We start from the raw sequence: 23,925 nt of genomic DNA, 5'->3' as shown, positions 1-23,925 counted from the left end.
GGTCAGCGGCCCTTGAATGCAGGCGTGCGCTTGCTCATGAAGGCGCTCACGCCTTCGCGGTAATCCTCGCTGCGCCCTGCCAGCCGTTGCAGGTCGCGCTCAAGCTCCAGCTGCTGGTCGAAACCATTGTCGAAGCTGGCGTTGAGGCTGCGTTTGATCAGGGCCAGGCCGTAAGTCGGCTGGCTGGCCAGGTGGCGAGCGAGGGCAAGGGCTTCGTCACGCAGCTCGGCATCGTCTACGACACGGTGGATCAAGCCCCAGCGCTCGGCCTGCTCTGCGCTCAGGCGCTCACCAAGCATGGCCAGCGCCTTGGCCCGCGCCATGCCAACCAGCCGTGGCAACAGCCAGGTACCGCCAGAGTCCGGCACCAGGCCGATCTTGCAGAACGCCTGGATGAAGCTGGCTGAGCGGGCGGCCAGCACCAGGTCGCAGGCCAGCGGAATGTTGGCGCCGGCACCGGCGGCCACGCCATTGACGGCGCAGATGACCGGCAGCGGCAGGTCGCGCAGGGTGCGCACCAGCGGGTTGTAGAATTTGTCGATGGACTCGCCCAGGTCCGGCATTTGCGCGCCGGGCGCCACGTTGCGATCGGACAGGTCCTGGCCGGCGCAGAAGCCTCGGCCTTCACCGGTCAGCAGCAATACCCGGGCCTCGCTGCTCTGGCGGACCTGCTTGAGGGCTTCGCGCACTTCCAGGTGCATCTGCGTGTTGAAGCTGTTCAGCTGCTCGGGGCGGTTCAGCGCGAGGAAGGCCACGCCGTCCTCGATGGAAAACACAATGTGCTCGAAAGTCATGACGGACTCGCTCGATCAGTCGATGGGAAGTGGGCGGCTCAGCAGCCTTTGAACTGCGCCGGGCGTTTTTCCTGGAAGGCGAGGATGCCTTCGTCACGGTCGGTGGTGCCGGCCAGCACGGTGAAGGCATGGCGCTCGAAGCGCAGGCCGCTGGCCAGGTCGGTGTCGCCAGCCTTGAGCAGTGCTTCCTTGGCCAGGCGTACGGCCAGCGGTGCCTTGGCGGCGATGCTGCGGGCAACCTGCAGCGCACGCTCGACGGCCAGTTCGGGTTGGGTGATTTCGCTGATCAGGCCGGCCTGCAAGGCATGGCGGGCAGTGATGGCCTCACCGGTCAGGACCATCTGCATGGCCAGTGGCTTGCCCACGGCCCGCAACAGGCGTTGGGTGCCACCCGCGCCCGGCATGATGCCGAGGTTGATCTCGGGCTGACCGAAACGGGCGTCTTCGCCGGCAATCACGATGTCGGCGCACATCACAAGCTCGCAGCCACCGCCGAGGGCGTAGCCGTTTACCGCGGCGATCAAGGGTTTGGAAAACGCCGCGATGCGTTGCCAGTGGGCGACACGGGGATCATTGAGGATGCCGACCAGGTCGCGCTCGGCCATCTCGCGGATGTCGGCGCCAGCGGCAAAGGCCTTGCGGCTGCCGGTGATGACCACGGCACGGGCAGCGGGGTCGGCCTCTGCGTCGGCGAGGGCGCTGGCCAGCTCCTCCAGCAATTCGGTGCACAGGGCGTTGAGCGCTTCCGGGCGCTGCAGGGTGAGCAGGCGAACGCCCTGTTCAGGGGCCTGCACATCGATGAAACGAGGCATGTCGGGGTCCTCAGGCTGCTCGCACGGCACTTCGGGAGGCCGGCATTTATTGGAATTGTTTGCAGGGGTGGCACGGGAGCCTGCCCAGGTGCAATCAGTATAAGCACCATGCGATACATCAACGCAATAGTAATTGTATTTTTGTGTATCTCGTCTTATGTTGACTGCTATGACGCCATGGCTGAGAAGCAGCTTGCATGCGGCTTATGCTTGGTTCTGCAGTGCATCATGTTGTGATACATAAAACTGTATCAATAGCTAAATTAATGGAGCAAAGACATGCCTTGCTATCGCCTCGATGGCCTTACTCCGGTGGTCGACCCCACTGCTTATGTGCACCCGAGTGCCGTGCTGATTGGTGACGTCATCGTCGGCCCGCGCTGCTACGTTGGCCCGCTGGCATCCCTGCGCGGCGACTTCGGGCGGATCGTGCTGGAAGAGGGCGCCAACCTGCAGGACACCTGCGTCATGCATGGCTTCCCGGGCGGTGACACGGTGATCGAGCGCAATGGCCATGTCGGCCACGGCGCGGTGCTGCATGGCTGCCGCGTGGGTGAAGACGCCCTGGTCGGCATGAATGCCGTGGTCATGGACGGCGCGCACATAGCGCCACGCTGCATCGTCGGCGCCACTGCGTTTGTCAAAGCGGGCTTCGAATGCCCCGAACAGAGCCTGGTGATGGGGGCGCCAGCCCAGGTCAAGCGCCCGCTGACCGAGCAGGAACTGAGCTGGAAGCAGCGCGGCACTGCCGAGTACCAGCACTTGAGCCAGCGCTGTATGGCAACGATGGTGGAATGCCCACCGCTGACCGCCCCCGAAGCACAGCGCCCGCGCATGGATGACGGCGGCTTCAGGCCCAAAGGCGAGGCGGGCGCATGAGCATCGCTGCGTCGCGCCATGGTCAGGCGACCTGTCGCACAGGTATAGTCGGTGCTTTCAATGTGCGCAGTTCGTCCATGAGCAACCTCGTTCCGCTGAACAACCTGATCACCCGCTTTCAGGAGCAGACTCCGATCCGCGCCAGCTCGCTGATCATCACCCTCTACGGTGATGCCATCGAGCCCCACGGCGGCACGGTCTGGCTGGGCAGCCTGATCAACTTGCTGGAGCCGATCGGCATCAACGAACGGCTGATTCGTACCTCGATCTTCCGCCTGACCAAGGAAGACTGGCTGACCGCCGAGAAGGTGGGGCGGCGCAGTTACTACAGCCTGACCGGCACCGGGCGGCGGCGTTTCGAAAAGGCCTTCAAGCGCGTGTACAGCCCAAGCCAACCGGCCTGGGACGGTGCCTGGACGCTGGTGCTGTTATCTCAGCTCGACGCCGGCAAGCGCAAGGCCGTGCGCGAAGAGCTGGAGTGGCAGGGCTTTGGTGCCATGGCGCCGAACCTGCTGGGCTGCCCGCGGGCCGATCGCAGTGACCTGGCCGCCACCTTGCGCGAGCTGGCGGCCAGCGACGACAGTATTGTTTTCGAAACCCATACCCAGGAAGTGCTGGCCTCCAAGGCCATGCGCGCCCAGGTGCGTGAAAGTTGGCGTATCGACGAGCTTGGCCAGCAGTACAGCGAGTTCATCCAGCTGTTCCGGCCGTTGTGGCAGAGCCTGAAAGAGCAGGACGAGCTCGATGCCCAGGATTGCTTCCTGGCGCGCACCTTGTTGATCCACGAATACCGCCGCTTGCTGCTGCGCGACCCGCAACTGCCGGACGAGCTGCTGCCCGGCGACTGGGAGGGCCGTGCCGCCCGTCAGCTGTGCCGCAACCTGTATCGGCTGGTCTGCGCCAAGGCGGAAAGCTGGCTTAACAGCGCTCTGGAAACCGCCGATGGGCCGCTGCCCGATGTGAACGATAACTTCTACAAGCGCTTTGGTGGTTTGACTTGAGGAGGTTGATAGTGCAGCTGCTTACCGCAGCCTTCTCCAGGCAGTAAACTACCGAAATCAAATGAAATGAGTCTTTACATTAAACCTTTTAGTGAACGCGTCAACAGCACGATTGCTACCGTTGAGCCAAGTCCATAAGCTTACTTCACTTTCAGCGATTGCAAGGTGCTCAATGTCCTTCCCAAACAGCAGGCGACCGTGAGACTGCCACTCAATGTAAGCCTCTAGTGGGCCATGCGGAATCTGCTCATTGATAATAACCTGCTCATAAAAATTCAGCTGTTCCGGCGTCGCATAGCGAATTAACGGATACATGTTACCCGCTGCGGCCATGTGGTTTTGAAAGCGCTTGGCCTCGCCATGGGTCGTTAGATCCTCAAATAGACGGAAAGAATCTTGCGGCGTATAACTCAGGTATCTCATTGCCTCAGTGTCGTCAGCTAAAAAGAACGCAGAAGGCCCGTAAATCGGCGCCCCGCCTTGGGAGAGCTCCAATGAGTGCATCTGTATTGCCCCATAGGTTGGATGCGCAGGAGCAAGCTCACTACTCACAACCTTAAAATCATCAGAAAAATACAGCTCTTTAAGCGCTGGAATAGCGCCCTCAATATTGACCAGCGCGCTATCCGTATCAAAGCGCATATCGATGTAGTGGCTGCTATTTGACCGTGCCTCGGTGGCAAACATGTTTTTCACATAACCATCCGAGTAGCCACCTACTTTCTCATAGCCTGTGTTTATTGAGCGAGGTGCTTTATGAAAATACTCCATGATCTTCACGGTGCTTTCGCCTAACGCCTGTCCTGTCAGCTTTAAATGACTTTCGAGGATGCCGAGTGCGGCGTCATAATCTAAATCCTTCCGACTGAGAATCATGGGGCGCACGTTGACCAGGAAATTCTCTTGTAGAGTTTCATGAGGATCTCTTCCATCCGGATCATTCAGGGTGACAGGATTATTACGGCAGAACCGGAACAAGTTGGCTCCATCAATCAATCCACCTGGATCGGCGCTTAACCATCGACCCAGCTCAGCTTGATAATAACGCCAGCCGTAATAATACAACCCCGTTGCATCCCGCTCCTTAGCAGCGTAGCGCACTGTGCGATCAGTAATTTCTGTCGACTCTTCATCCGAGCCAGCGCTGTCGCCATAAGCTGAGAACTCTTCACGCGAAGTTATACGTCCCACCTCATCTGCCTCCCCCCCACAACTCCCCAGGCGGTCCGTGAAGGCATAGCGCAGATGAAGTTCGCCAGTGAGTTTGTTCTCGATAAAGCGCACTTCTCCGGCAGTGGTAATAGAAATGTCTTTCTGGAGCGCATTCGCCAGTCGGCGTTGACGGCGCTCACATCCAGCTGCGTAAGTGGTTATCGAGGACTGTAAACCACAAGCAACCTGGACTATTTGGATTTTGCGGGAACGGGTGCCGCCATCTGCGTACAGGTAACGCTCGGTGTCATTCGGTTCTCCGTCGCTTCGTGTCACCAGCGCGACCTGATACAACTGATTATCGGCATACCAGCTTAACGCCTGGCCATTGGACAGTTGCTTTTGCAGCCCACCGGCCCAGAAGCCATTCGTAGCTGCCTGACCAAGCTTATCGACTAACGCTCGATTGCTGTCCTCGGCAACGGCGAGCTTGCGCGTGTAATCGCCAGCGCCTGCGAGGTGACGAATCAGGGCGAGGTTATCCCCATGATCGTAGGAAAAGATTTCGGTATAGGGAACCCAGACCCTGCTTTCTGAGGAGCCAACGCCATAATGTGCAACGGGAACACGCTCCCGCCCGGTAGCAGCGGCCAGTCGATAGAGGGTGTCGTACGCGTAGCTTCGTAAACCAGTAGCCTGCTGGTTGCGGTGCCATTGCGGGTCGGCTCCCTTATCATCAAGTGTCAGGATATTGCCCACTGGGTCGTATACATAATGCAGGTCGCTGATAACCAGTGGGCCATGCCGGTGATGCGAGGGGCGCATGATGGTATGCCGAGTCAGGTAATGTGTGCGCGGGTCGTACGCCAATAACTCCGTCAGCCCATTTCCCATTGACTGCGTAATCACCGCACCGTTCGGCTGACGCACGATGTCCCTCAAGGTAATGAGGTCGACCGGAGCGGTTTGCCGCTTGTATTTGAGCCGGGCAGTGTGCAGTACGCCAGTGATATCGTATGCGGTGGCTGCAGTGACATCTTCCGAGTTGGTACTGGTCAGCACAGCTCCTGTGGCATCGTAAGTTGCCATTTGCGTGAGCGCCGCTTCGGTCTCTGGCGGCTCGATGGCCGCCCAGTCAGGCAACGCTTCCTGCAGTTTCAGCAGACACTGTGCTGAAACGATCGATCGCTTGGTAAGTGCTATCGAGCAGGTCTCCGTATACCCGGCATTGTCGTAACGACGCGTTACTGCTCCTGCCAGGTTGCGCGCCTTGCGGCCAGCCTGGTTGCTTTCCCCGTAAATCAGTTTTTCCCGAGTGCGGGCTTTTTGCCTTCCTGCCGCTGTTTCGGTAACCGACAGCAATCGCCCAGTGGTATCAGCACCTTCATAGATAAAAACATTTACCGTTCCCTGAGCGTTGCGGGCCCATATGGGCTGCCCACCGATACCGCCCAGAGAATATGACTCATCCCCGTCTGCGGTATGAGTCATGAGTGCCTGCCGATTAAGTGCAGCATGGCTAATGGCATCAGGGATCACCAGGCCGTCGGTATTCTGAAGTTGCCGTGCGCCATACAGCCTGACGGTGCGCAACATAGGTTCGTTGACGCTGCGCGAGATCAGGATGGATGCAGGTTCGCTGGTGCTCGCCCGATCTGGGTGACGCAGAAAACGCAACTCGCGTGCCTGAGCGCCTGTACTTTCTTTAACGCTCACCGTCGGCGTGCTCATATGCAGGGCAGGGGAGGAACTGATCATCATTCACCTGGCGGGGAAATGCATAAATCATGGGGGACCGTATCATCGAGCGAGTGGCCAGGCACCTATCAGTTCTGTCAGTTGCCAAGCCATTTCCTGATCAGCCATCGTTGTCTGCAATCGTTGCAATCCCGAACTCCTGCTGCCCTGAACCGAAAGTAAATGGAGATTCGTATGCCGGTCAACACCGTGCCGTCCCTGCACCTCGGTACACCGAATGTCGCTGCTGGTTTCAGGGTTCTGCGTTTCCTGCGGACACATAAGGACGCATCCGCTCGGCTACTGACCACCCGAACGAGGGTGGATCCACTGACACGCACCAGCCGGGCCTACGGCGCACGCCAGTTGGACAATCCTGCTACCGACCATGCCGATGCGCTGACCGTCATTGCGCTTAGCGCTGCCACGCTAAAACTCCATACCGCTGATGGAGACGTGTCACTTTCACTTGGCGATATTGGTGGCCGGCCGTTGTGGTCGCAAAATGCCCAAGGCACTGTCAGTGCAGTGATCTACGAGCCTGCAACCGCTGCTGGGCGCCCGCTCGCCGCGACAGAGCAACCGGCGGCTGGCCTCGCCCGCACTCGGGAGCGGTTTGCGTATGCATTGGCCAGCGATACCCGCTGGCGGGCCAGGAACCTGGCCGGCGCCATGACGGAACTGAGCAACAATGCCGGCATCAGTCGCACCTTGCGCGTCTCCCTCACTGGCCAGGCCTTGTTGACTGAACAGCGACTGCTAAAGCCTGAAGTGGGGCTGCCTGACTGGGAAGTGACCACAGAAAATGACACTGAAGAGGCCTTGGTTGTCTGCGCAACCTATGACGCTACCGGCACGGCGCTGTCCATGACCAATGCAGCAAATGTTTCCACTATCACCGCGTATGACATTAGCGCCAGCGTCATGGAAACCCGACTGCGCTATGCAGGGCAGGGCGCAGCCCCGTTGACAGAGGTAGTCACCCTGCGTGACGTGGTGCGCAGGGCCGACGGCGCGGTACTCTCGCAGACCGCAGGTAGCGGTGTAGTCGAGACGTACGCGTACGATCAACGTACCCAGTACCTGACCCGGCATAGCGTAGCCCGCCCGGCTGGCCATCCATCTGGCGCTTTGCTGATCAGTGACTTGCACTACACCTATGACCCGGTCGGCAATATTCTTACGCTCGAAGACAAAGGCGCCGACCCGCAATGGCACGACAATCAGCAGGCCACTGGCCTACGCCTGTATACCTACGACACCTGCTACCGGCTGACCTCGGCAACCGGGCGTGAGCGAGCTCCGGTCGCACGCCACTCCAGTGATCCCTCAGGGGGCAAAGTCTGGAAGCCCTACAGCGAAGCTTATAGCTACGATGATGGCGACAACCTCACCCTGATCAGTCATATGGGTGGAGCTGCCGACCGGCGCCGCGAGCTCAGCGTTGCTACCGGTAGCAATCGCGCCACGCTCAAAGAGGGCGGTTTGTCACCTGAGACGGGCTTCCTGGCGGGTGGGCTGCAGAAGCAGCTGAGCGATGGTCGGGCGCTGGCCTGGTATGCCGATAACCAGCTGCGCCAGGTGAGCCAAGTGTTGCGTGAGGAGGGGGAAGGGGACGACACCGAGGCCTATCACTACGCCGACGGTGGTACTCGCACGTGTAAAATCCACACGGTAACCGTTTCAGGTGGCATGCAGGCTACCTTCACCACCTACGCCGGTGGCTGTGAAGTACGGCAACGGTTGCTGACTGATCAGGCAGTGACTCAGAAGCACGTTGTTGTCAGCGAGGGGGGCGGCGTTCGCCTGGTTGAAACACCCATGTCAGGCAAGTCACATTTACGCTACAGCTTCAGAGATCACCTGGGCAGCATTGGCGGGGAAATGGACGATTCTGGCAAAGTCACTGCGCGTGAGGAGCACGCCCCTTACGGCGGTACTGTCGGTAGGGATGAAGAGGCCGAGGAGGTTAGTAGCCTGATGCAGCGTACTTATCGCTATTCAGGGCATGAAATCGACGCGACAGGGCTGATTTACTATGGCTGGCGTTATTACCAGCCTGAACTGAGCAGATGGCTCAGTGCAGACCCAGATGGGCTTAACGATGGACTTAATCTTTTTAGGTTCTGCTGGAATAATCCGATTCTTATGACTGATCCAGATGGCAAACATCCCGAGGCGTCACTAAAGAGTTCATTAGAGCATGCGATGGAAAACTTCCGCCACAACCGTCAGCCAGGTGAGAAGCAACAGGACCTCGATATACTGACGATGCGAACCATTGTCGAATCCGAGAATGCGCGCAAGGGGAAAAATGATAGCTCTTCTCCTGGTGCAATTGAGTATTACAGCGACGTAGCGAGATTCGTCTCAAAATTGCTGAAAGATCAAAAAACATCAGGCGCCCTGCACTATCAAGCGATTGTGCAGATGGCGCCTAGGTCCCCCATCACTGGTCACTTTACAGCTTTCGATATTTATAAGCCAGAGGGGGCGACCCGAGCGACACTCATAAACGTGGAGTCAGTGGAAGGAATGACAACCTCGCCTGATGGACGCTATGTTCCGAACTCCGGCGGGATTGGTCTAGGGTTGAGAGACTTGTATAACGAAGTGAAACGTCGTATCCCAAATGTCAATAAGCGACCCCTTGTACTTATCTATGAAACGCGCGCTCAAAAGTCGGCCGTTGACTGTGCGATGTTCAGCATTGTTAACGCGCGAGCCATGAGCCAATTTCCCGGTGAATTCATAGATACACACAATCAATTCTCTGACTTCATATCTGCCGGCGGGACGCGTCACTTTGTTTCTCCAGGCGACCTGAGCGACCTCACAGATATTTCCTTAAAATTTTTTAAATATAGCCATTCGAATACGGTGCTACAGAAACTATCGACCACGGGAGATCAGAAGAAAATTATTGATAGCTATTTGAGAAGGAACAATGATCGCAAGCTTAGGGTTGGTCGCGGTGCAACTTCCATGAATGTCGGTATCGAAGTGAAGAGAATTAACATCGTGAAAGCAGCACTTGACAAGCAGAAAGGAAGTCGGGGTTTTGGACGATTCTTTAGCTGAAAGTAACTGCTGAATTTATTGAAGGCGGCACTGATTACCTTATCACGGAGGTTCGCGTCCTGAAGAAGTATTTCCAGCTTCCTCAACCCCGCCTGACCAGCCTCTGCGCCATAAACTGATGCGCAGGCGAAAACAGCCGGTTGAACGTCATCAGCACGGCACACACCGTGCCCAGCGCCGACGCGGCGGCGATCAGGAACATGATGACGATCTGGTAACGCACGGCGTCCCCTGGTGCCTGTCCTGCCAGTATCTGCCCGGTCATCATGCCCGGCAGGCTGACGATACCCACTACCGACATCTGGTTCAGGGTCGGCATCATGCCGGCCTTTAGCGCTTGGCTGGCTGCGGCGCGTGCCGCCTCCCAACGCGTGCCACCCAGCGACAGAATCATGTCCACGGTTGGCCGTTGGGCGCTCAGCTCGCGGGTCATGCGGTCGATCCCCAAGGCGACGGCGGTCAGGGTATTGCCGAGGATCATGCCAAGAATGGGAATGGCGTATTGCGGCTCGTACCAGGGGCGCACGCGCAGCACCACGAACAGGCCAATGGCCGTGACCAACCAGGCACTCAACCCGACCGACAACACGCTGTCGGCCAACTGCCCCCGATGGCGATGCTGGCCTCTGCCAGCTGCAGAAAACCCGGCAATCAGCGTCATGCTCAGCATCAGCGGCAGCACGATGTACCACTGGGCATGCTGGAACACCCAGCCGAGGATATAGCCGATGGCCAACAGCTGGGTGATGGTGCGCAGCGATGCCCAAAGCAGCTGGCGCTCCAGTTGCAGTTTCAGCAGCAGTGACAGCAGGCCGTTGACCAGGATCAGCGCGGCGGCGATCGCCACGTCGGTGTAGGCAAGGTTGTGGTAGTTCATTTTTGCAAGACGCCGTGGTGCATCGTCAATGTGCGCGTACTGATGCGCTCGGCTTGAGCATGGTCGTGGGTGATCCAGAGGAAAGCTCGGCTGCTGGGGGATTCGTCGAGCCAGTTCATGACCAGCGCTTCTACGGCGGCCACCGATTGTGGGTCGAGCGCGGAGGTCGGTTCGTCGAGCAACAGCACCTGTGGCGCCAGCAACAGGGCCCGCACGAGCGCCACCAGCTGTGCCTCGCCACCGGACAGGTCGGTGCCGGTCTTGTCGAGAAAGCCGCTCGGCTTGCCGGCCAGCGCCAACAGGCGCGTCGCCGTATCTGCATCAAACCGGTACTGGCGGTTGTGCTTGAGCGTGAAGGGCAGCCGCACGTTGTCCATGACACTGCCTTCTACCAGCGCGGCACGTTGCGTCAGGTAGCAGGCGCGCGAGCGAAAATGCGGTATCCGTGGTGCTGTTATCGGTTCGCCAAGCCAAAGGACTTCACCCGAGCTGGGTGCATCCAGCAGCGCCAGGGCGCGCAACAAGACACTTTTGCCCGAACCCGACGCACCGATGAGTGCCAGGCGTTCGCCTGCGTGCAATGAAAAGTCGGTGGGTGCCAGCAAGGCGGCCTGGGTCTGCAGATCGACACGACCCAGTTGCCTGGCCTCGATCAAGACCACGTCGGCGTGAGAGTTCTGCGGGCCTTTCAATGGTGGGGTTCCTTCACGCCGAATCGGAAAACGACATTTTAAGCAGTCCAGTCACGAGGACAGGTTTTTTTGACGGAACTTTCACTTCGAATGCCTTAAACCAGCGCTAACGCCACACGCATACTTGAGCAGGGCTGCCCATCATGCACACTTCGATATTTAGCCATCACTTGATGTTTCTGATGTTGTTCATCGCATCCGTGGTCAGCTGGCTTTACCTGTGGTTGGTGGGTTTTCTGCATTCCTCAGTGGCGAGCAGCGACTGCCCGGTGCTCAAACCGGACGCCTTGACGGTCCTGGGGCTGCTGCTGACCCTGGGCTGCGCCGTACTGGAGTTCTTCAGCCCGTTCGAAGGGGTCACGCTGTTGATCGTGCTGCTGGTGATCGGCCTGATCATGCCCTGGGGAGGGGCATTGGGCGGCCGCTATCACGAGCGCTTGCGCGCTCGCAAGTTGTAGGCAACCCCAGCTGTTCTTCAATGCCCGAGGTACACCAGCACATAGTCGTTGTTGTCGAAGCGTCCACTGATTTGCGGCTGCAGCGTTTGCATCGACGTGCCTTGCAGTGCCTGGAAGTCGTGTCGGTCCATCATCAGCCACGCCGGTCCCTGCACGGCCTGCAGTTGTTTAGGGGTCTCGGTGAACAGCGGTCGCAGATCCTGGTCGAGGTTGACCATGAACTTGATGGCCTTGGCATCCTGGCCCAGTCGATGCAGCACCAGCGGGGCAGGTTGCTGCGAAACCTGTGCGAGCACTGCCAGGGTGAAGCTGCGGGTGTCATACAGCCGACGCTCCACTGGCTCGACCACCGCGACATACACCAGCCACAACGCCATGACCGCACAGCCAGCGGCAACTTCGGCACGCCAATGTGGCTGCACCAGGCGCGACAGCGCCCACAACTGCAACGCCGCCAGCACCACCATCAGCACGGTGACGGAACCGGTTTCTTCGGGGTAACGACGCTGAGCCACCAGCAAGGCAATCATCATCAGCCCCGGCATCAGCAGCCATAGCCCCTGGATGGCACTGCGTAGCCAGGCGAATAACCGCCCCTGGGCCACCTGGAACGGGTAGGCGGCGATGATCGCCACCATCGGCAGCATCGGTAGCAGGTAGCGGGCCTTCTTGGCCTGGGGGATCGACAGCCCGACCATGACCAGCAGCGCGGCAGCCGCGCAGTAACCGACCAGGCGCAACGCCGGCCCCTGCAGCTGCGCACGGCCCAGCCAGGCGGCGACCAGTGCCAGCAGTGCCAATGGATAGGCCAGCGCATAGTTGCCCAGCGCGCTGGAGAAGTAGTACAGCGGGCTGCTGGCGCCCTCGCTGCCATCCATGCGCCCCATGAACTGCATGCGAATCACATCATCCAGAAACGCCTGGCCGCCGCTGGCCTTGGCCAGCCACAGCAGCAGGCCGACACTGGCGAGCAGCAGCAGGCTGGCCAGCACCCCAAACAGCAGCATCCGCCGCCATTGGCCAGTCAGCAGGTAGTAACTGCACAGCATGCCGGTCGGCACTACCAGGCCGATCGGCCCGCGAATGCCAAACCCCAACAGCAACAAGGCGAACACCAGCGGCCAGCGCCGCCCGGCAGCATGCTGGTCGTGGGCGTACCCCAGGTAGAACACGCTGAAGGCGACGGCGGCCAGCATGAGGTCCTGTGACACCGCCCGGACTTCACTGACGAAGGTGACGGTCAGCAACAGCAGGGAAATGCTGCTCCATGCCCAGCGCAGCGAGAACGGCGCCAGCAGCCGGTACATCAGGGTCACGATCACCGCGCCGGCGATGGCACTGGGCAGCCATGCGCTCAGGCCATTGACCTCCCCGAACGGTAATGACAACAGCCAGATGAACAGTGTCGAGAGCGACGTATAGTCGGCATAGGGCTGCCCGTAAGTGGTCGGGAACACCGTCGGCCCATGGCGCAGCATCTCCTGGGCAAACAGCACGAAGCGTGAGTCGAAGCCGATTGGCGCCTGCCCATACACCCCGGCGCAGAACAGCAGCAGCGCCAGCAATCCTGCAAGCAGGGACTGCCGGTGAATGGTGAGAGGCAGTGTCTTCACGCTGCTTTCGTACCCTGGCGTGGCAATTGCGGGGAAACCGGCAACTGGCAGGAGTCGCCACGGCCGATCGGGAAGTACTTGAAACCTTTGCGCGACAGGCGCTCGGCGTCATAGAGGTTGCGCCCGTCGAAGATCACCGGTGCCTTCAGGCGTTGCTGGATCAGCTCGAAATCCGGCGCCTTGAACTGTTGCCATTCGGTGCAGATGATCAACGCGTCGGCGCCGGACAGTACCGATTCCGGGGTACCCATCAGCATCAGTTTTTCTTCATCCGGATACAGGTGCTGGGTTTCCTGCATGGCCTCGGGGTCGAAGGCGCGCACGCTGGCACCGGCCGCCCATAGCGATTCAAGCAGCACACGGCTGGGGGCGTCGCGCATGTCGTCGGTGTTGGGCTTGAACGCCAGGCCCCACACGGCAAAGGTCTTGCCGGCAAGGTCACCGTTGTAGAAGGCGTGGATGCGCTCGAACAGCTTGTGCTTCTGGCGCTCGTTGATCGCCTCGACCGCCTGCAGCAAGTCGCTGGAGCAATGCACCTGCTCGGCACTGTGGATCAGCGCACGCATGTCCTTGGGGAAGCACGAGCCGCCATAGCCGCAGCCTGGGTAGATGAAATGGTAGCCGATGCGGGTGTCGGCACCGATGCCCTGGCGCACCGATTCGATATCGGCACCCAGATGCTCGGCCAGCTCGGCGATCTGGTTGATGAAGCTGATCTTGGTGGCGAGCATACAGTTGGCGGCGTACTTGGTCAGCTCGGCGCTGCGCAGGTCCATGAACATGATGCGGTCATGGTTGCGGTTGAACGGTGAGTAGAGGTCGCGCATGACATCGCGCACGTCTTCACCTTCGCAACCGATGACGATACGGTCCGGCCGGCGGCAATCGGCGACGGCCGAGCCTTCCTTGAGGAACTCCGGGTTGGACACGATATCGATGCGCAGCTCGCGGCCCTTGAGCGCAGTAGTGATGTGCGCACGCAGGGTGTCACCGGTGCCTACCGGCACGGTAGATTTTTCAACCAGGATCAACGGTTGCTGGCGGTGGCGGGCAACCGCGTCGCCGACCGACAGCACATACTTGAGGTCCGCCGAGCCATCCGCGCAGGAGGGGGTGCCGACGGCAATGAAGGCGACGCGGCCATGCTCGACGGCGAGCTTTTCATCGGTGGTGAATTGCAGGCGGCCGCCATCCAGGCCTTCGCGCACCAGGCTCGAAAGGCCCGGCTCAAAGATGCTGACATGGCCTTGGCGCAACAACTCGACTTTCTTCTCATCGACATCCATGCACACGACATCATGGCCGACTTCGGCCAGTACCGCGGCTTGCACCAGGCCGACGTACCCGCTACCAAACACTGTAATTTTCATGGAGCACTCCTTAATGCGGGCGAACGGACCGGACGCGTATTGATAGTAATGACCCCGAGCATGACCAGTGCCACGCCCAGTGATTTGCTCAAACTGAATGTTTCGTCGAACAGCGGCAGGCCGGCCGCCAACAGGTAAACCAAGGCGTAGCTCAGGCTCAGCAGCGAGTAGGCCCGGCCCAACGGCAGATCGCGCAGGGCCAGCAGCCAGCACAACATCGACAGGCCATAGGCAGCGATCGCCGCCAGCACTACGGCCACGGCGAGGGCATCGATGCCCTGACCGGCCAGCACCGATTGCCACTGCCCTGGTTGCGGCAGGCGGGTCATGCTCCAGCGCATGGCCAACTGGGCGCCGCTGACCAGCAGCACGCTACCCAGAGCAAACGCGATGCCAAGGCGCTGATTCATGATTGCTGCCCCAGCAGTGCGACACCGGCGATGACCATGGCTACCCCCAGCCAGTGCCGGCGATCGACCGGTTCATGGAAGCCAAAGCGGGCGATCAGGGTGATCACCACGAAGTTCAGGCTGAGCATCGGATAGGCGATACCCACCTCCATGCGCTGCAGTACCAGCAGCCAGACCAGCAGACCGCTGCCGAGGGCGAGGAGCGCCAGCCACAGCCAGGGCGAACGCAACTTGTCCGTCCACGGCCCCGCTTGCCCACGCCAGCCTTCCACGGCGAACTTCTGTGCCACCTGGCCCAGGCAAGTCAGCAGGCAGGCCGTCAACAGAAGCAACCAGCTCATGGCGATACTCTGGGCAGAATGAGGATCACCATCTTGCCTTGCTGGTAGCGGGTGCCATCCTCAGGCAGCAGAGCAAGCTCACGTTGCTCATCCTCACCCTTGACCCGCATCACCACGGCGACCGTGCCAGTGCGGCGGGCGTCGTCGACCCACTGGCGAACGTTCTTGTCGTTCAACCGGCGACCGTCGCCTTCTGGAGTCGCCAGGCCGTACTTCAGTTCGCCGACGGTGTTGTAGAACGCCACGTTCGGCTGTTTCAGGCGCCAGGCCAGTGCCGATGCCGCGCCGAGGTCGTTGCTCATCAGGTGAGTGGCGCCTGCCAGTTCGTCGAGGTGCTGCAGGATGAACTGGTCGGGCATCTTGTTGCCCTCCACCGACTTGGGCATTGCCGCCGGCAGCAGGGCCATCAGCAACAGGCTGCCGGCCACCGGAGCTGCCCAGCAGCGCAGCGGCGACAGGGCCTGGGCCAGGCTTGCGACGGTCCAACCCGCCATCGCCACGCATATCAGCAGCAAACCGGTCGGTTCGTGGACGTACACCGGTTTCTTCCATTGCAGCCAGGCCAGTGCGATCAGGGCGATCACGCCCATCACCACGTTGAGCCAGCCGTTGATGCCCAGCACGCGGCCTTGATGCAGGCGCAGCCGTTCTTCCACGGCATGGCCGATCAGCAGGGCCAATGGCAGCAGGCACGGGAAGATGTAGGTTGGCAGCTTGCCCTTGCTCAGGCTAAAGAACAGCAACGGCATCAGCAGCCACAGCAGCAGGAACACGACCTTGGCCTGGGTACGGCTCTGCCAGGCCTGTTTCAGGGCCGGCGGCAGCATGGCGATCCAGGGCAGGCTGTAGGCCACCAGCAGCGGCAAGTAGTACCAGAAGGGCGCGCTGTGCTGGGCATCGTCACCGGCAAAGCGGCGAATGTGCTCATGCCAGAAGAAGAACCGCCAGTAGTCCGGTTCCTGGAGATGGACCGCCAGCACCCAGGGCAGGCTGACGACGATCGCCACCAGCACGGCCACCGGGCCGAACACCAACAGTTCACGCCAGCGCTTCTGCCAGAGCATCCACGGCAGGGCGATCAACACCGGCAGCAGCCAGGCGAGAAAACCCTTGGTCATGAAGCCCATGGCACAGCCCAGCCCCAGTACCGCCCAGGCGGCAAGGCGCTGGCCGTTGCTGTGGCTGTCTACGGCGAACCACAAGGCTACCAGGCTGAGGTTGACCCACAGGGTGAACTGCGGATCGAGGTTGGCATAGACAGCCTGGCCGACCATGACGCAGAAGCTCATGTAGATCAGGGTGCAGACCAGGCTCTTGCGCGGGTCGTTCCAGAGCCTGCGTGCCACCAGATAGCACAGGATCAGGCTCAGCCCAACGCTCAGCGCCGAGGCAAAACGCACGCCGAACAGGTTCTGGCCGAACAGCCCCTGGCTGAGGGCGATCATCCAGTAGCCGGCTGCAGGTTTTTCGAAGTAGCGCAGCCCCATGAAGTGGGGCGAGACCCAGTTGCCGGTCAGCAGCATCTCCTGGCTGACCTGGGCGTAGCGGGTTTCGTCGGGGATCCACAAGCCATGGCCGCCCAGTGGCAGCAGGAAGGCCAGTACGAACAGGCCGAGCAGCAGCGCAAGCGTCCAGCGTCTGCTCATGAGCCCTGCACTCCCAGCCAGCCCTCACGGCCTTGCAGGACGCCGCGCTGCACGCTGGCAACGGGCAAGGTGTCGAGCGAGGCGGGGAGCAGCTCGCCCAAGGGTTTGAACGTGATTTCGCGCTGGCGTGCATCGGCCAGCAATTGGCGGAAGTCCTGGGCCATCAGAATCCCTTCTACCTCTGCATGGATGGTGTAGACGTTGAGTGCCTGTGGGCGCAAGCGCCCAAGGATGAATGCGTTGAACTGCGCGGCAGTCACCTGCGGGCCGACGACCTCGTCGAAGGTCGGCAGGTCCACCGGAATCTGCGGCGCCCCTGGCGAGCCGTCGGCCAGGCGAGGGCGGAACAGGCTAGTGCCTCGGCAATCGCTGTTGTAGCGAAAACCGAAGGCCTGCTTGGCCTCGATGATCCGCTCGTCCGCGCGCCAACCGGCGACGGCCGAACAGTCCACCGGTGCGCCGAGAATGTCAGTGAGGGTGTCGACGCCCTGACGGATCTGCTCGGTCAGTTGCGCCATGCTCCAGTGCCCGGCATTCGCCTGCCAGCCGTGGTGGTCCCAGGCGTGCAGGCCGACCTCGTGGCCGGCGTCCCGGGCCTGACGCATCAGGTGCCCGAGGTCGCGGCCAATCGGCTTGCCGGGCCAGGCGGTGCCGGCCAGGAGAATGTCCCAGCCGTACAGCCCGGCGGCATTGGAGCGCAGCATCTTCCACAAGAACTGCGGGCGGATCAGGCGCCACAAGTGGCGCCCCATGTTGTCCGGACCGACACTGAAGAAGAACGTCGCCTTGACCTGCGCCTCGTCGAGCAGCTCCAACAGGCGCGGCACACCTTCACGGGTGCCGCGGTAGGTATCGACGTCGATGCGCAACCCTGCCTGCATCAGCGTGCTTCTTCTGCCGGACGGGTCTCGTTCTCGCGCATGGCTTCACGCAGGAAGAAGTCCAGGGTGTTGCCGATGGTCTCCCGCATCTCCACGGTCGGTTCCCAGTTCAGCAGGCGCTTGGCGTTGGCGATGCTCGGCTTGCGGTGGGACACGTCCTGGTAGCCGCCGCCGTAGAACGCCTTGCTCTCGACGTCGCGGAAACCGGCGAACGGCGGGAAGTGGCTGCGCAGCGGGTGGGCTTCGAACTGGCGCAGCAGCTCTTCGCCCAGCTGGCGGATGCTGGCTTCGTTGTCCGGGTTGCCGATGTTGATGATCTGGCCGTTGCAGGCATCGTTGTCGTTGTCGATGATCCGCGCCAGGGCCTCGACGCCGTCGGCGATGTCGGTGAAGCAACGCTTCTGTGCGCCGCCGTCGAACAGACGGATCGGCGTACCTTCCACCAGGTTCAGGATCAGCTGGGTGATGGCCCGGGAACTGCCAATACGTGCAGAGTCCAGGCGGTCCAGGCGTGGGCCCATCCAGTTGAACGGGCGGAACAGGGTGAAGTTCAGGCCTTTCTGGCCATAGGCCCAGATGACCCGGTCGAGCAACTGCTTGGACACCGAGTAGATCCAGCGCTGCTTGTTGATCGGCCCGACCACCAGGTTGGAGCTGTCTTCGTCGAAGTTTGGGTCCTGGCACATGCCGTAGACTTCAGAGGTCGACGGGAAGATCACGCGTTTGTTGTACTTGACGCAGTAACGCACCAGGCGCAGGTTCTCTTCGAAGTCCAGCTCGAACACGCGCAGCGGGTTGCGGGTGTATTCGATCGGCGTGGCAATGGCCACCAGAGGCAGCACCACGTCGCACTTCTTGATGTGGTACTCGATCCACTCGGAGTGGATGCTGATGTCGCCTTCGACGAAGTGGAAGCGTGGGTGGTTGCGCAGGCGCTCGATGGCGTCGGAGCCGATGTCCAGGCCGTAGACTTCGTAGCGCTCGTCGCTGAGCAGGCGCTCGGACAGGTGGTTGCCGATGAAACCGTTGACCCCGAGGATCAATACCCGGGTGCGGCGAACGTTGCGGCGGGCGTCGGTGCCACGCAGCAGCGAGCCTTCGACCAGGCCCAGCTCGTTGGCCAGTTGCGGGCCGCTCAGGTACAGGCCGGTGTCGTTGCGCTGGCCGGCACTGATCACCAGCGAGTCCTCGCCACAGGCGATGCGCAGCGGGTCGGTGCTGATGACCCGGCCTGGGGCCAGGCCGTCATTGCCCTTGACCACGTCGGCGCTCCAGACGATCAGCTTGTGCTCGCCAACCTGGCAGAAGGCGCCAGGGTAGGGCTGGGTCACCGCGCGCACCAGGTTGAACAGGGTTTCGGCAGGCGCTTGCCAGTCCAGGCGGCCATCGGCCGCAGTACGACGGCCGAACACGGTCGCCTTCGATTCATCCTGTGGAGTTTCGCTGACCTTGCCCTGGCGCAGGTTCGGCAAGGTGTCGCGCAGCAGGTCGGCGGCAGCGGCACGCAGCTTGCCATGCAGGCTCAGCGCGGTGTCGCTACGTTCGATAGCCACCCGCAGCTGGGCGACGATGGCACCGGCATCGGCACGTTTGACCATGCGGTGCAGGGTCACGCCGGTTTCGGTTTCGCCGTTGACCAGCACCCAGTTGGCCGGTGCACGGCCGCGGTAGCGCGGCAGCAGCGAGCCATGCAGGTTGAACGCACCTTTGCGGCCGGTGGCCAGCAGCGGTTCGCTCAGCAGGTTGCGGTAGTAGAACGAGAACAGGTAGTCGGGGTCGAGCTGGCTGATGCGCTCGACCCACAGCGGGTGGTTGACATCCTCCGGTGCATGCACCGGGATGCCTTTGCGGGCGCACAGCTGTGCCACCGAGGCGTAGAAGGCGTTTTCCTTGGGATCGTCGGCATGAGTGAACACCGCTGCGATGTCATAGCCGCTGTCGAGCAGGGCTTCAATGCCGGCGCAGCCGATATCGTGGTACGCGAAGACAACCGTTTTTGCACTCATGAGTGAACCTGACCAGAAGTAGAGGAAGTGAAACCATCAACGGTGACGCTTTGCGCCGGCACAGGCGGAGGACCGCTGCGCAGCACTTTTTCGATGAAGAACCGTGGCCGGGCGCGCACGTCGCTATACATGCGCCCCAGGTACTCGCCGAGCAGGCCCATGCCGATGAACTGGCCACCGGTGAACACGAACAGCACGGCGAACAGCACGAACAGGCCGTTACCGGCCCAGCCCGGGCCAAATGCCAGGCGCAGCACGATCAACGCGAAGGCGAACAGCACCCCAAGCGCAGCCATGCTGAAACCGACGATGCTCAGCAGGCGCAATGGCGTGGTGGTCATGCAGGTGATCAGGTCGAACATCAGGCTGATCAGGCGCATCGGGCTGTATTTCGAATCGCCGTGTTCACGCTCGGCGTGGGTCACCAGGATCTCGGTGGTATGGCGGGCGAAGCTGTTGGCCAGGATCGGGATGAAGGTGCTGCGCTCGCGGCAGGCGAGCATGGCGTCGATCACAGTGCGCCGGTAGGCGCGCAGCATGCAGCCGTAGTCGCTCATGGCAACGCCGGTGGAGCGTTTGACCGCGTAGTTGATCACCTTCGACGGCCAGCGGCGCAGGGCCGAGTCCTGGCGGTTGCTGCGCACCGTGCCGACCACGTCGAAGCCGCGTTCGGCTTCGGCGACCAGGCGCGGGATTTCTTCCGGCGGGTTTTGCAGGTCAGCGTCGAGGGTGATCACCACGTCGCCTTTGCACTGTTCGAAACCGGCCATGATCGCCGCGTGCTGGCCGTAGTTGCGGTTGAGGATGACCGCCACGAACGGGCTGTTCTCGGCCTGGGCGGCGTCTTCGAGGATTTGCGCCGAGTCGTCGCGGCTGCCGTCGTCGACCAGCACGATTTCATAAGGGTGGCGCAGCTGCTGGCAAGCTGCGCCGGTGCGGCGCAGCAGTTCGGGCAGGCTTTCCTGCTCGTTGTAGACCGGAATGACGATGGACACGCAGTTGATTGGGTACGGTCTCACGGGCGTTTCCCCACAACCTGCTCAATGGCGGTAACGACCCGGTCGAGGTCCTGGTCGGTCATGTCGGGGAACAACGGAATGGAGCACAACCGTGCAGAGTTCCATTCGGTGTTCGGCAGCGACAGCTGCGGATCACGCTGGCGGTACCAGGTGTGCAGGTGGGTGGCGATGAAGTGGATGCCGGTGCCGATGCCGCGCTCTTGCAGGCCTTTCATGAAGGCTTCGCGGTCCAGGCCACAGCGTTCGCTGTCGATGCGCAGGATGTACAGGTGCCAGGCGTGCTGCTGCGCATAGGCAGTCGGCACGGTCAGGGGCTGCACTGGCAGGCCTTCGAAGCGTTGCTGGTAGCGGGCGGCCAGTTCGGTTCGGCGGGCGTTGATCGCGTCCAGGCGCTTGAGTTGCACCAGGGCGATGGCGGCGTTGATGTCGGCAAGGTTGTACTTGAAGCCTGGCTCCATGACCTGGGCCTGGGGCTTGCGGCCATGGGTCATGCGATCGTAGGCATCAACACCCAGACCGTGGAACTTGAGCATCCGCACGCGGCTGGCCAGAGCTTCGTCGTCGCTGACGAACATCGCGCCTTCGGCGCAGGTCATGTTCTTGATCGCGTGGAACGAGAAGATCGCTGTACCTTTGGCGCCGACATGGCGGCCTTTGTAGCGAGTGCCAGCGGCATGGGCGGCGTCTTCGATGACGGCGATACCATGCTTGTCGGCCAGTGCGTACAGCGGGTCAAGGTCGAAGGCAGCGCCGGCGTAATGCACTGGGATGATGGCTTTCGTCCGCGAGGTGATGGCGGCCTCGATACGCGACGCATCGGTCATCAGGGTGTCGCGATCGACATCGACGAACACCGGCGTGGCACCGAGCAGCGAAATCATGTTGGCCGTGGACACCCAGGTCTGCGACGGGGTAATGACTTCGTCCCCCGGGCCGATACCCAGTGCCAGCAAGGCGATGTGCATACCGCCGGTGGCCGATGACAGGGCCACCGCATGGCGGCAACCGACGTACTGCGCGAACTGCTCTTCAAGTGCCTGGTTCTGTGGCCCGGTCGTGATCCAGCCCGAACGCAGGACTTTTTCGACAGCCGCAATTTCTTCTTCGCCCATACTAGGACGAGAGAAGGGGAGAAACGCCTCACTCATGAGCACCTCGGTGATACAGGAAAATGACAGAACCCATTGATTTCATTGGTCCAATTGCCAGCGTAGACGCAAAGAAGTTTTTTGCATCCCATGCACAGGCTAAAAGTTGCTGTGTTGCGCTAAGTCAGGTTTTTCTGCGGGGCTCAGTCATCCGTGCCGTCGTGGTTGTCAGGGGCTTATCCGGCCAAGGTTATGCTCGATTTTGTGAAAGAAGTATAAAAAAATGGTCGCCTTCTCATTACATCGCAAATGCAGACAGCTGAGGTTCAGCTTTCTGACAAAGTATGAAGCTACCAATAAATTTCATGTGCATAAACATCCATTCGGATGGTTGTAAAACAATGCTTGTAGTTGGCCGAATAGTCGCTGTTAGTTACAGGCTTGAAGACGGGCAGGGCACGGCCTAGGTTTTGGGAATATAGGCCACGCTTTGATCATCGCGGGCGTGTAGCCACTGCTCGCCACGGCTGGGCTGGGTGGTGATGACCTGATGATCGCTCTCCAGGTAGCCAAAGGGCGGCGCCTCGCCGTGGAGGTAATGCGCGACGATGATCGTGCGCTGCGGGTCCCAGTGCTTGCCGCTGGTACGCTTCAGCCAGGCCATCAAGCTGGCGGTGTCGCCGCTGCGGGGGTAATCCTCGGTCTGCGCCACATAGTAGAAGGGGGCACCACCCGTTTGGAGGTACATCGGCACCTTGTTGTCCACCTCGACCATTACCAGTTGCCATTGTGCAAGGGGTGCCTGACGGCTCGCCTGTTCAAGCACGGCCTCGCCGAAGCTGATCACGCCACCGCCGCCATTGCTCCAGGGCACCAGAATGCCCAGTACTGCCATCAGCAACACTGCGGTGACCGCGAAGCCGGCCTGCAGGCGCCGCCCGGCGGCCTCGCGCAGGGCCATGCGCCGGGTGATCCACCAGGCACCGAGCAGTTGTGCGAACGGCACCAGCGGCAGCACATAGTAGCTGCGCCTGCTGCCGCTGGCGGTGAAGAACAGCATCAGCAGGCCAAGGCCCTGAATCAGCCAGCGGGTATCAGGCTCGATCTGCCGCCAGTGGCGTACGGCAACCCACACGGCAATGATCCAGCAGGGTGCCCAGGGCAGGGTGTAGACCGGCAGGTATACCAGGTAGGTATAGATCGGCCCCAGGTTGTCGAATGGCCGGAAGAACCGCACCACGTTCTCCCGCAGTACCAGCCCAAGGCCGCTTTCGCCGTAGTTGGGTGCGCCGTACAGGTGCGAGAGTAGAAACGGCAGCATGTACAGCGCTCCGGCCAGCAGCAGTGCAGCCAGCAGACGCAGGTTCAGGTGGCGGCGCCAACGGCCTTCGCTCAGCAGGTGCGGCAGCAACACCAGGCCTGGCAGGATGAAGCCGATCAGGCCCTTGAACAGCGAGGTCAGCGCCAATAACCCGAAGAAGCCGACATAGCGCCAGAAACGCGTATCCTCAGGCCCGCGCCAATACCACCAGACTGCGGCCAGCACGCCGCACACCGTAAGGATGTCAGCGGTGGCAACCCGTGCCCAGAACACGAAGTAGAAAGTCGTGGCCAGCATCCAGCCAGCCACTAGTCCGGTGCCTTTGCGGAACAGGCGCTCGCCGAGCAGGTAGATCAGCCAAACGCTGAACCACGCCGCAATGACGGATGAAAGGCGCAGCGACCAAGGGCCCAGGCCCCCGGTCAGCCAGGCGCTGGTAGTAATCAGCCAATAGGACAGCAGGGGTTTGTCGTAATAGGCGCCACCCTTGAGGTACGGGTCAAAGTAGTCGCCGCTTTGCAGCATCTGCAGGGCGATGTTTGCCCAGCGGGTTTCTGCACCCCAAAGTTCGCGGCTCCCCAGGCCTAACATCAATAAAACGGCCGTAGTGGCAAGCAGTAACAGCAACGCGCGTTGATCGGTTCTTCTCTGATGCATGGCTGACTCTGCGGACAGGCAAATTGTCGGCGAATCCTAGGCAGCAAAAAGTGCGAGGGCAGTGAAGAATTGGTGAAAAAGTTGCAAAGC

The 23,925-nt window shown here is 61.0% G+C and carries 19 protein-coding genes; 4 read left to right on the top strand and 15 right to left on the bottom strand.

The window, feature by feature from the left end; translation table 11 throughout:
* Positions 1-2 precede the first annotated feature (2 nt).
* Together paaG and paaF are read right to left on the bottom strand one after the other, a co-directional pair.
* Complete coding sequence (gene paaG, locus BGP85_RS12195; protein WP_103447386.1) at positions 3-794, bottom strand: 2-(1,2-epoxy-1,2-dihydrophenyl)acetyl-CoA isomerase PaaG; 792 nt, start codon at positions 792-794, stop codon at positions 3-5.
* Between the two features lie 38 nt (positions 795-832).
* The gene (gene paaF / locus BGP85_RS12190) at positions 833-1,606 is read right to left on the bottom strand and encodes a 2,3-dehydroadipyl-CoA hydratase PaaF (RefSeq protein WP_103447385.1); all 774 of its coding nucleotides are present in this window, start codon (positions 1,604-1,606) and stop codon (positions 833-835) included.
* A 279-nt stretch (positions 1,607-1,885) separates the two neighbouring features.
* Here paaF and paaY point away from each other — a divergent pair, with 279 nt between their 5' ends.
* Together paaY and paaX are read left to right on the top strand one after the other, a co-directional pair.
* Positions 1,886-2,485 (top strand): phenylacetic acid degradation protein PaaY, encoded by a 600-nt coding sequence (gene paaY, locus BGP85_RS12185; protein ID WP_103447384.1) that lies wholly within the window; start codon positions 1,886-1,888, stop codon positions 2,483-2,485.
* Between the two features lie 77 nt (positions 2,486-2,562).
* Complete coding sequence (gene paaX / locus BGP85_RS12180) at positions 2,563-3,486, top strand: phenylacetic acid degradation operon negative regulatory protein PaaX (protein WP_181004495.1); 924 nt, start codon at positions 2,563-2,565, stop codon at positions 3,484-3,486.
* A 57-nt stretch (positions 3,487-3,543) separates the two neighbouring features.
* Here paaX and BGP85_RS29570 read toward each other — a convergent pair whose 3' ends face one another.
* Complete coding sequence (locus BGP85_RS29570; RefSeq protein WP_374755315.1) at positions 3,544-4,677, bottom strand: RHS repeat-associated core domain-containing protein; 1,134 nt, start codon at positions 4,675-4,677, stop codon at positions 3,544-3,546.
* A 1,893-nt stretch (positions 4,678-6,570) separates the two neighbouring features.
* Here BGP85_RS29570 and BGP85_RS12170 point away from each other — a divergent pair.
* Positions 6,571-9,456, top strand: coding sequence for an RHS repeat-associated core domain-containing protein (locus BGP85_RS12170; RefSeq protein WP_181004493.1), 2,886 nt, complete (start codon positions 6,571-6,573; stop codon positions 9,454-9,456).
* An 82-nt stretch (positions 9,457-9,538) separates the two neighbouring features.
* Here BGP85_RS12170 and BGP85_RS12165 read toward each other — a convergent pair whose 3' ends face one another.
* On the bottom strand, positions 9,539-10,333 hold the full coding sequence (locus BGP85_RS12165; RefSeq protein WP_103447380.1) for an ABC transporter permease: 795 nt from the start codon (positions 10,331-10,333) through the stop codon (positions 9,539-9,541).
* Positions 10,330-11,025 carry an ABC transporter ATP-binding protein gene (locus BGP85_RS12160; RefSeq protein WP_103447379.1) on the bottom strand — a complete coding sequence of 232 codons (696 nt, stop codon included), beginning with the start codon at positions 11,023-11,025 and terminating at the stop codon, positions 10,330-10,332. The genes BGP85_RS12165 and BGP85_RS12160 overlap by 4 nt, the downstream gene beginning before the upstream one ends.
* Positions 11,026-11,207: 182 nt before the next feature.
* Here BGP85_RS12160 and BGP85_RS12155 point away from each other — a divergent pair, with 182 nt between their 5' ends.
* On the top strand, positions 11,208-11,483 hold the full coding sequence (locus tag BGP85_RS12155) for a hypothetical protein (protein WP_103447378.1): 276 nt from the start codon (positions 11,208-11,210) through the stop codon (positions 11,481-11,483).
* A gap of 17 nt (positions 11,484-11,500) precedes the next feature.
* Here BGP85_RS12155 and BGP85_RS12150 read toward each other — a convergent pair whose 3' ends face one another.
* The 10 genes from BGP85_RS12150 to BGP85_RS12105 form a co-directional block, all read right to left on the bottom strand.
* Positions 11,501-13,096 (bottom strand): ArnT family glycosyltransferase, encoded by a 1,596-nt coding sequence (locus BGP85_RS12150; RefSeq protein WP_103447377.1) that lies wholly within the window; start codon positions 13,094-13,096, stop codon positions 11,501-11,503.
* On the bottom strand, positions 13,093-14,466 hold the full coding sequence (locus tag BGP85_RS12145) for a UDP-glucose dehydrogenase family protein (protein ID WP_103447376.1): 1,374 nt from the start codon (positions 14,464-14,466) through the stop codon (positions 13,093-13,095). Before BGP85_RS12145 ends, BGP85_RS12150 begins: the two co-directional genes overlap by 4 nt.
* Entirely contained in the window at positions 14,463-14,876 is a 414-nt protein-coding gene (gene arnF, locus BGP85_RS12140) for a 4-amino-4-deoxy-L-arabinose-phosphoundecaprenol flippase subunit ArnF (protein ID WP_103447375.1), read from the bottom strand. Before arnF ends, BGP85_RS12145 begins: the two co-directional genes overlap by 4 nt.
* Positions 14,873-15,217: a 4-amino-4-deoxy-L-arabinose-phosphoundecaprenol flippase subunit ArnE gene (gene arnE, locus BGP85_RS12135; protein ID WP_103447374.1), complete on the bottom strand. Its 345-nt coding sequence runs from the start codon at positions 15,215-15,217 to the stop codon at positions 14,873-14,875. The genes arnF and arnE overlap by 4 nt, the downstream gene beginning before the upstream one ends.
* Positions 15,214-16,863 carry a lipid IV(A) 4-amino-4-deoxy-L-arabinosyltransferase gene (arnT, locus tag BGP85_RS12130; protein ID WP_103447373.1) on the bottom strand — a complete coding sequence of 550 codons (1,650 nt, stop codon included), beginning with the start codon at positions 16,861-16,863 and terminating at the stop codon, positions 15,214-15,216. The genes arnE and arnT overlap by 4 nt, the downstream gene beginning before the upstream one ends.
* Positions 16,860-17,744 (bottom strand): 4-deoxy-4-formamido-L-arabinose-phosphoundecaprenol deformylase, encoded by an 885-nt coding sequence (arnD, locus tag BGP85_RS12125; protein WP_103447372.1) that lies wholly within the window; start codon positions 17,742-17,744, stop codon positions 16,860-16,862. The genes arnT and arnD overlap by 4 nt, the downstream gene beginning before the upstream one ends.
* Positions 17,744-19,750 carry a bifunctional UDP-4-amino-4-deoxy-L-arabinose formyltransferase/UDP-glucuronic acid oxidase ArnA gene (gene arnA, locus BGP85_RS12120; RefSeq protein ID WP_103447371.1) on the bottom strand — a complete coding sequence of 669 codons (2,007 nt, stop codon included), beginning with the start codon at positions 19,748-19,750 and terminating at the stop codon, positions 17,744-17,746. The genes arnD and arnA overlap by 1 nt, the downstream gene beginning before the upstream one ends.
* Entirely contained in the window at positions 19,747-20,769 is a 1,023-nt protein-coding gene (gene arnC / locus BGP85_RS12115; protein WP_103447370.1) for an undecaprenyl-phosphate 4-deoxy-4-formamido-L-arabinose transferase, read from the bottom strand. Before arnC ends, arnA begins: the two co-directional genes overlap by 4 nt.
* Positions 20,766-21,917 (bottom strand): UDP-4-amino-4-deoxy-L-arabinose aminotransferase, encoded by a 1,152-nt coding sequence (gene arnB, locus BGP85_RS12110; RefSeq protein WP_103447369.1) that lies wholly within the window; start codon positions 21,915-21,917, stop codon positions 20,766-20,768. Before arnB ends, arnC begins: the two co-directional genes overlap by 4 nt.
* Before the next feature lie 403 nt (positions 21,918-22,320).
* Positions 22,321-23,835, bottom strand: a complete 1,515-nt coding sequence (locus BGP85_RS12105) for an ArnT family glycosyltransferase (RefSeq protein ID WP_103447368.1) — start codon at positions 23,833-23,835, stop codon at positions 22,321-22,323.
* Positions 23,836-23,925: the final 90 nt, after the last annotated feature.

The organism is Pseudomonas putida (assembly GCF_002906855.1).
Classification (GTDB): domain Bacteria; phylum Pseudomonadota; class Gammaproteobacteria; order Pseudomonadales; family Pseudomonadaceae; genus Aquipseudomonas; species Aquipseudomonas putida_N.
This window is presented reverse-complemented; position numbering and strand designations above follow the sequence as displayed.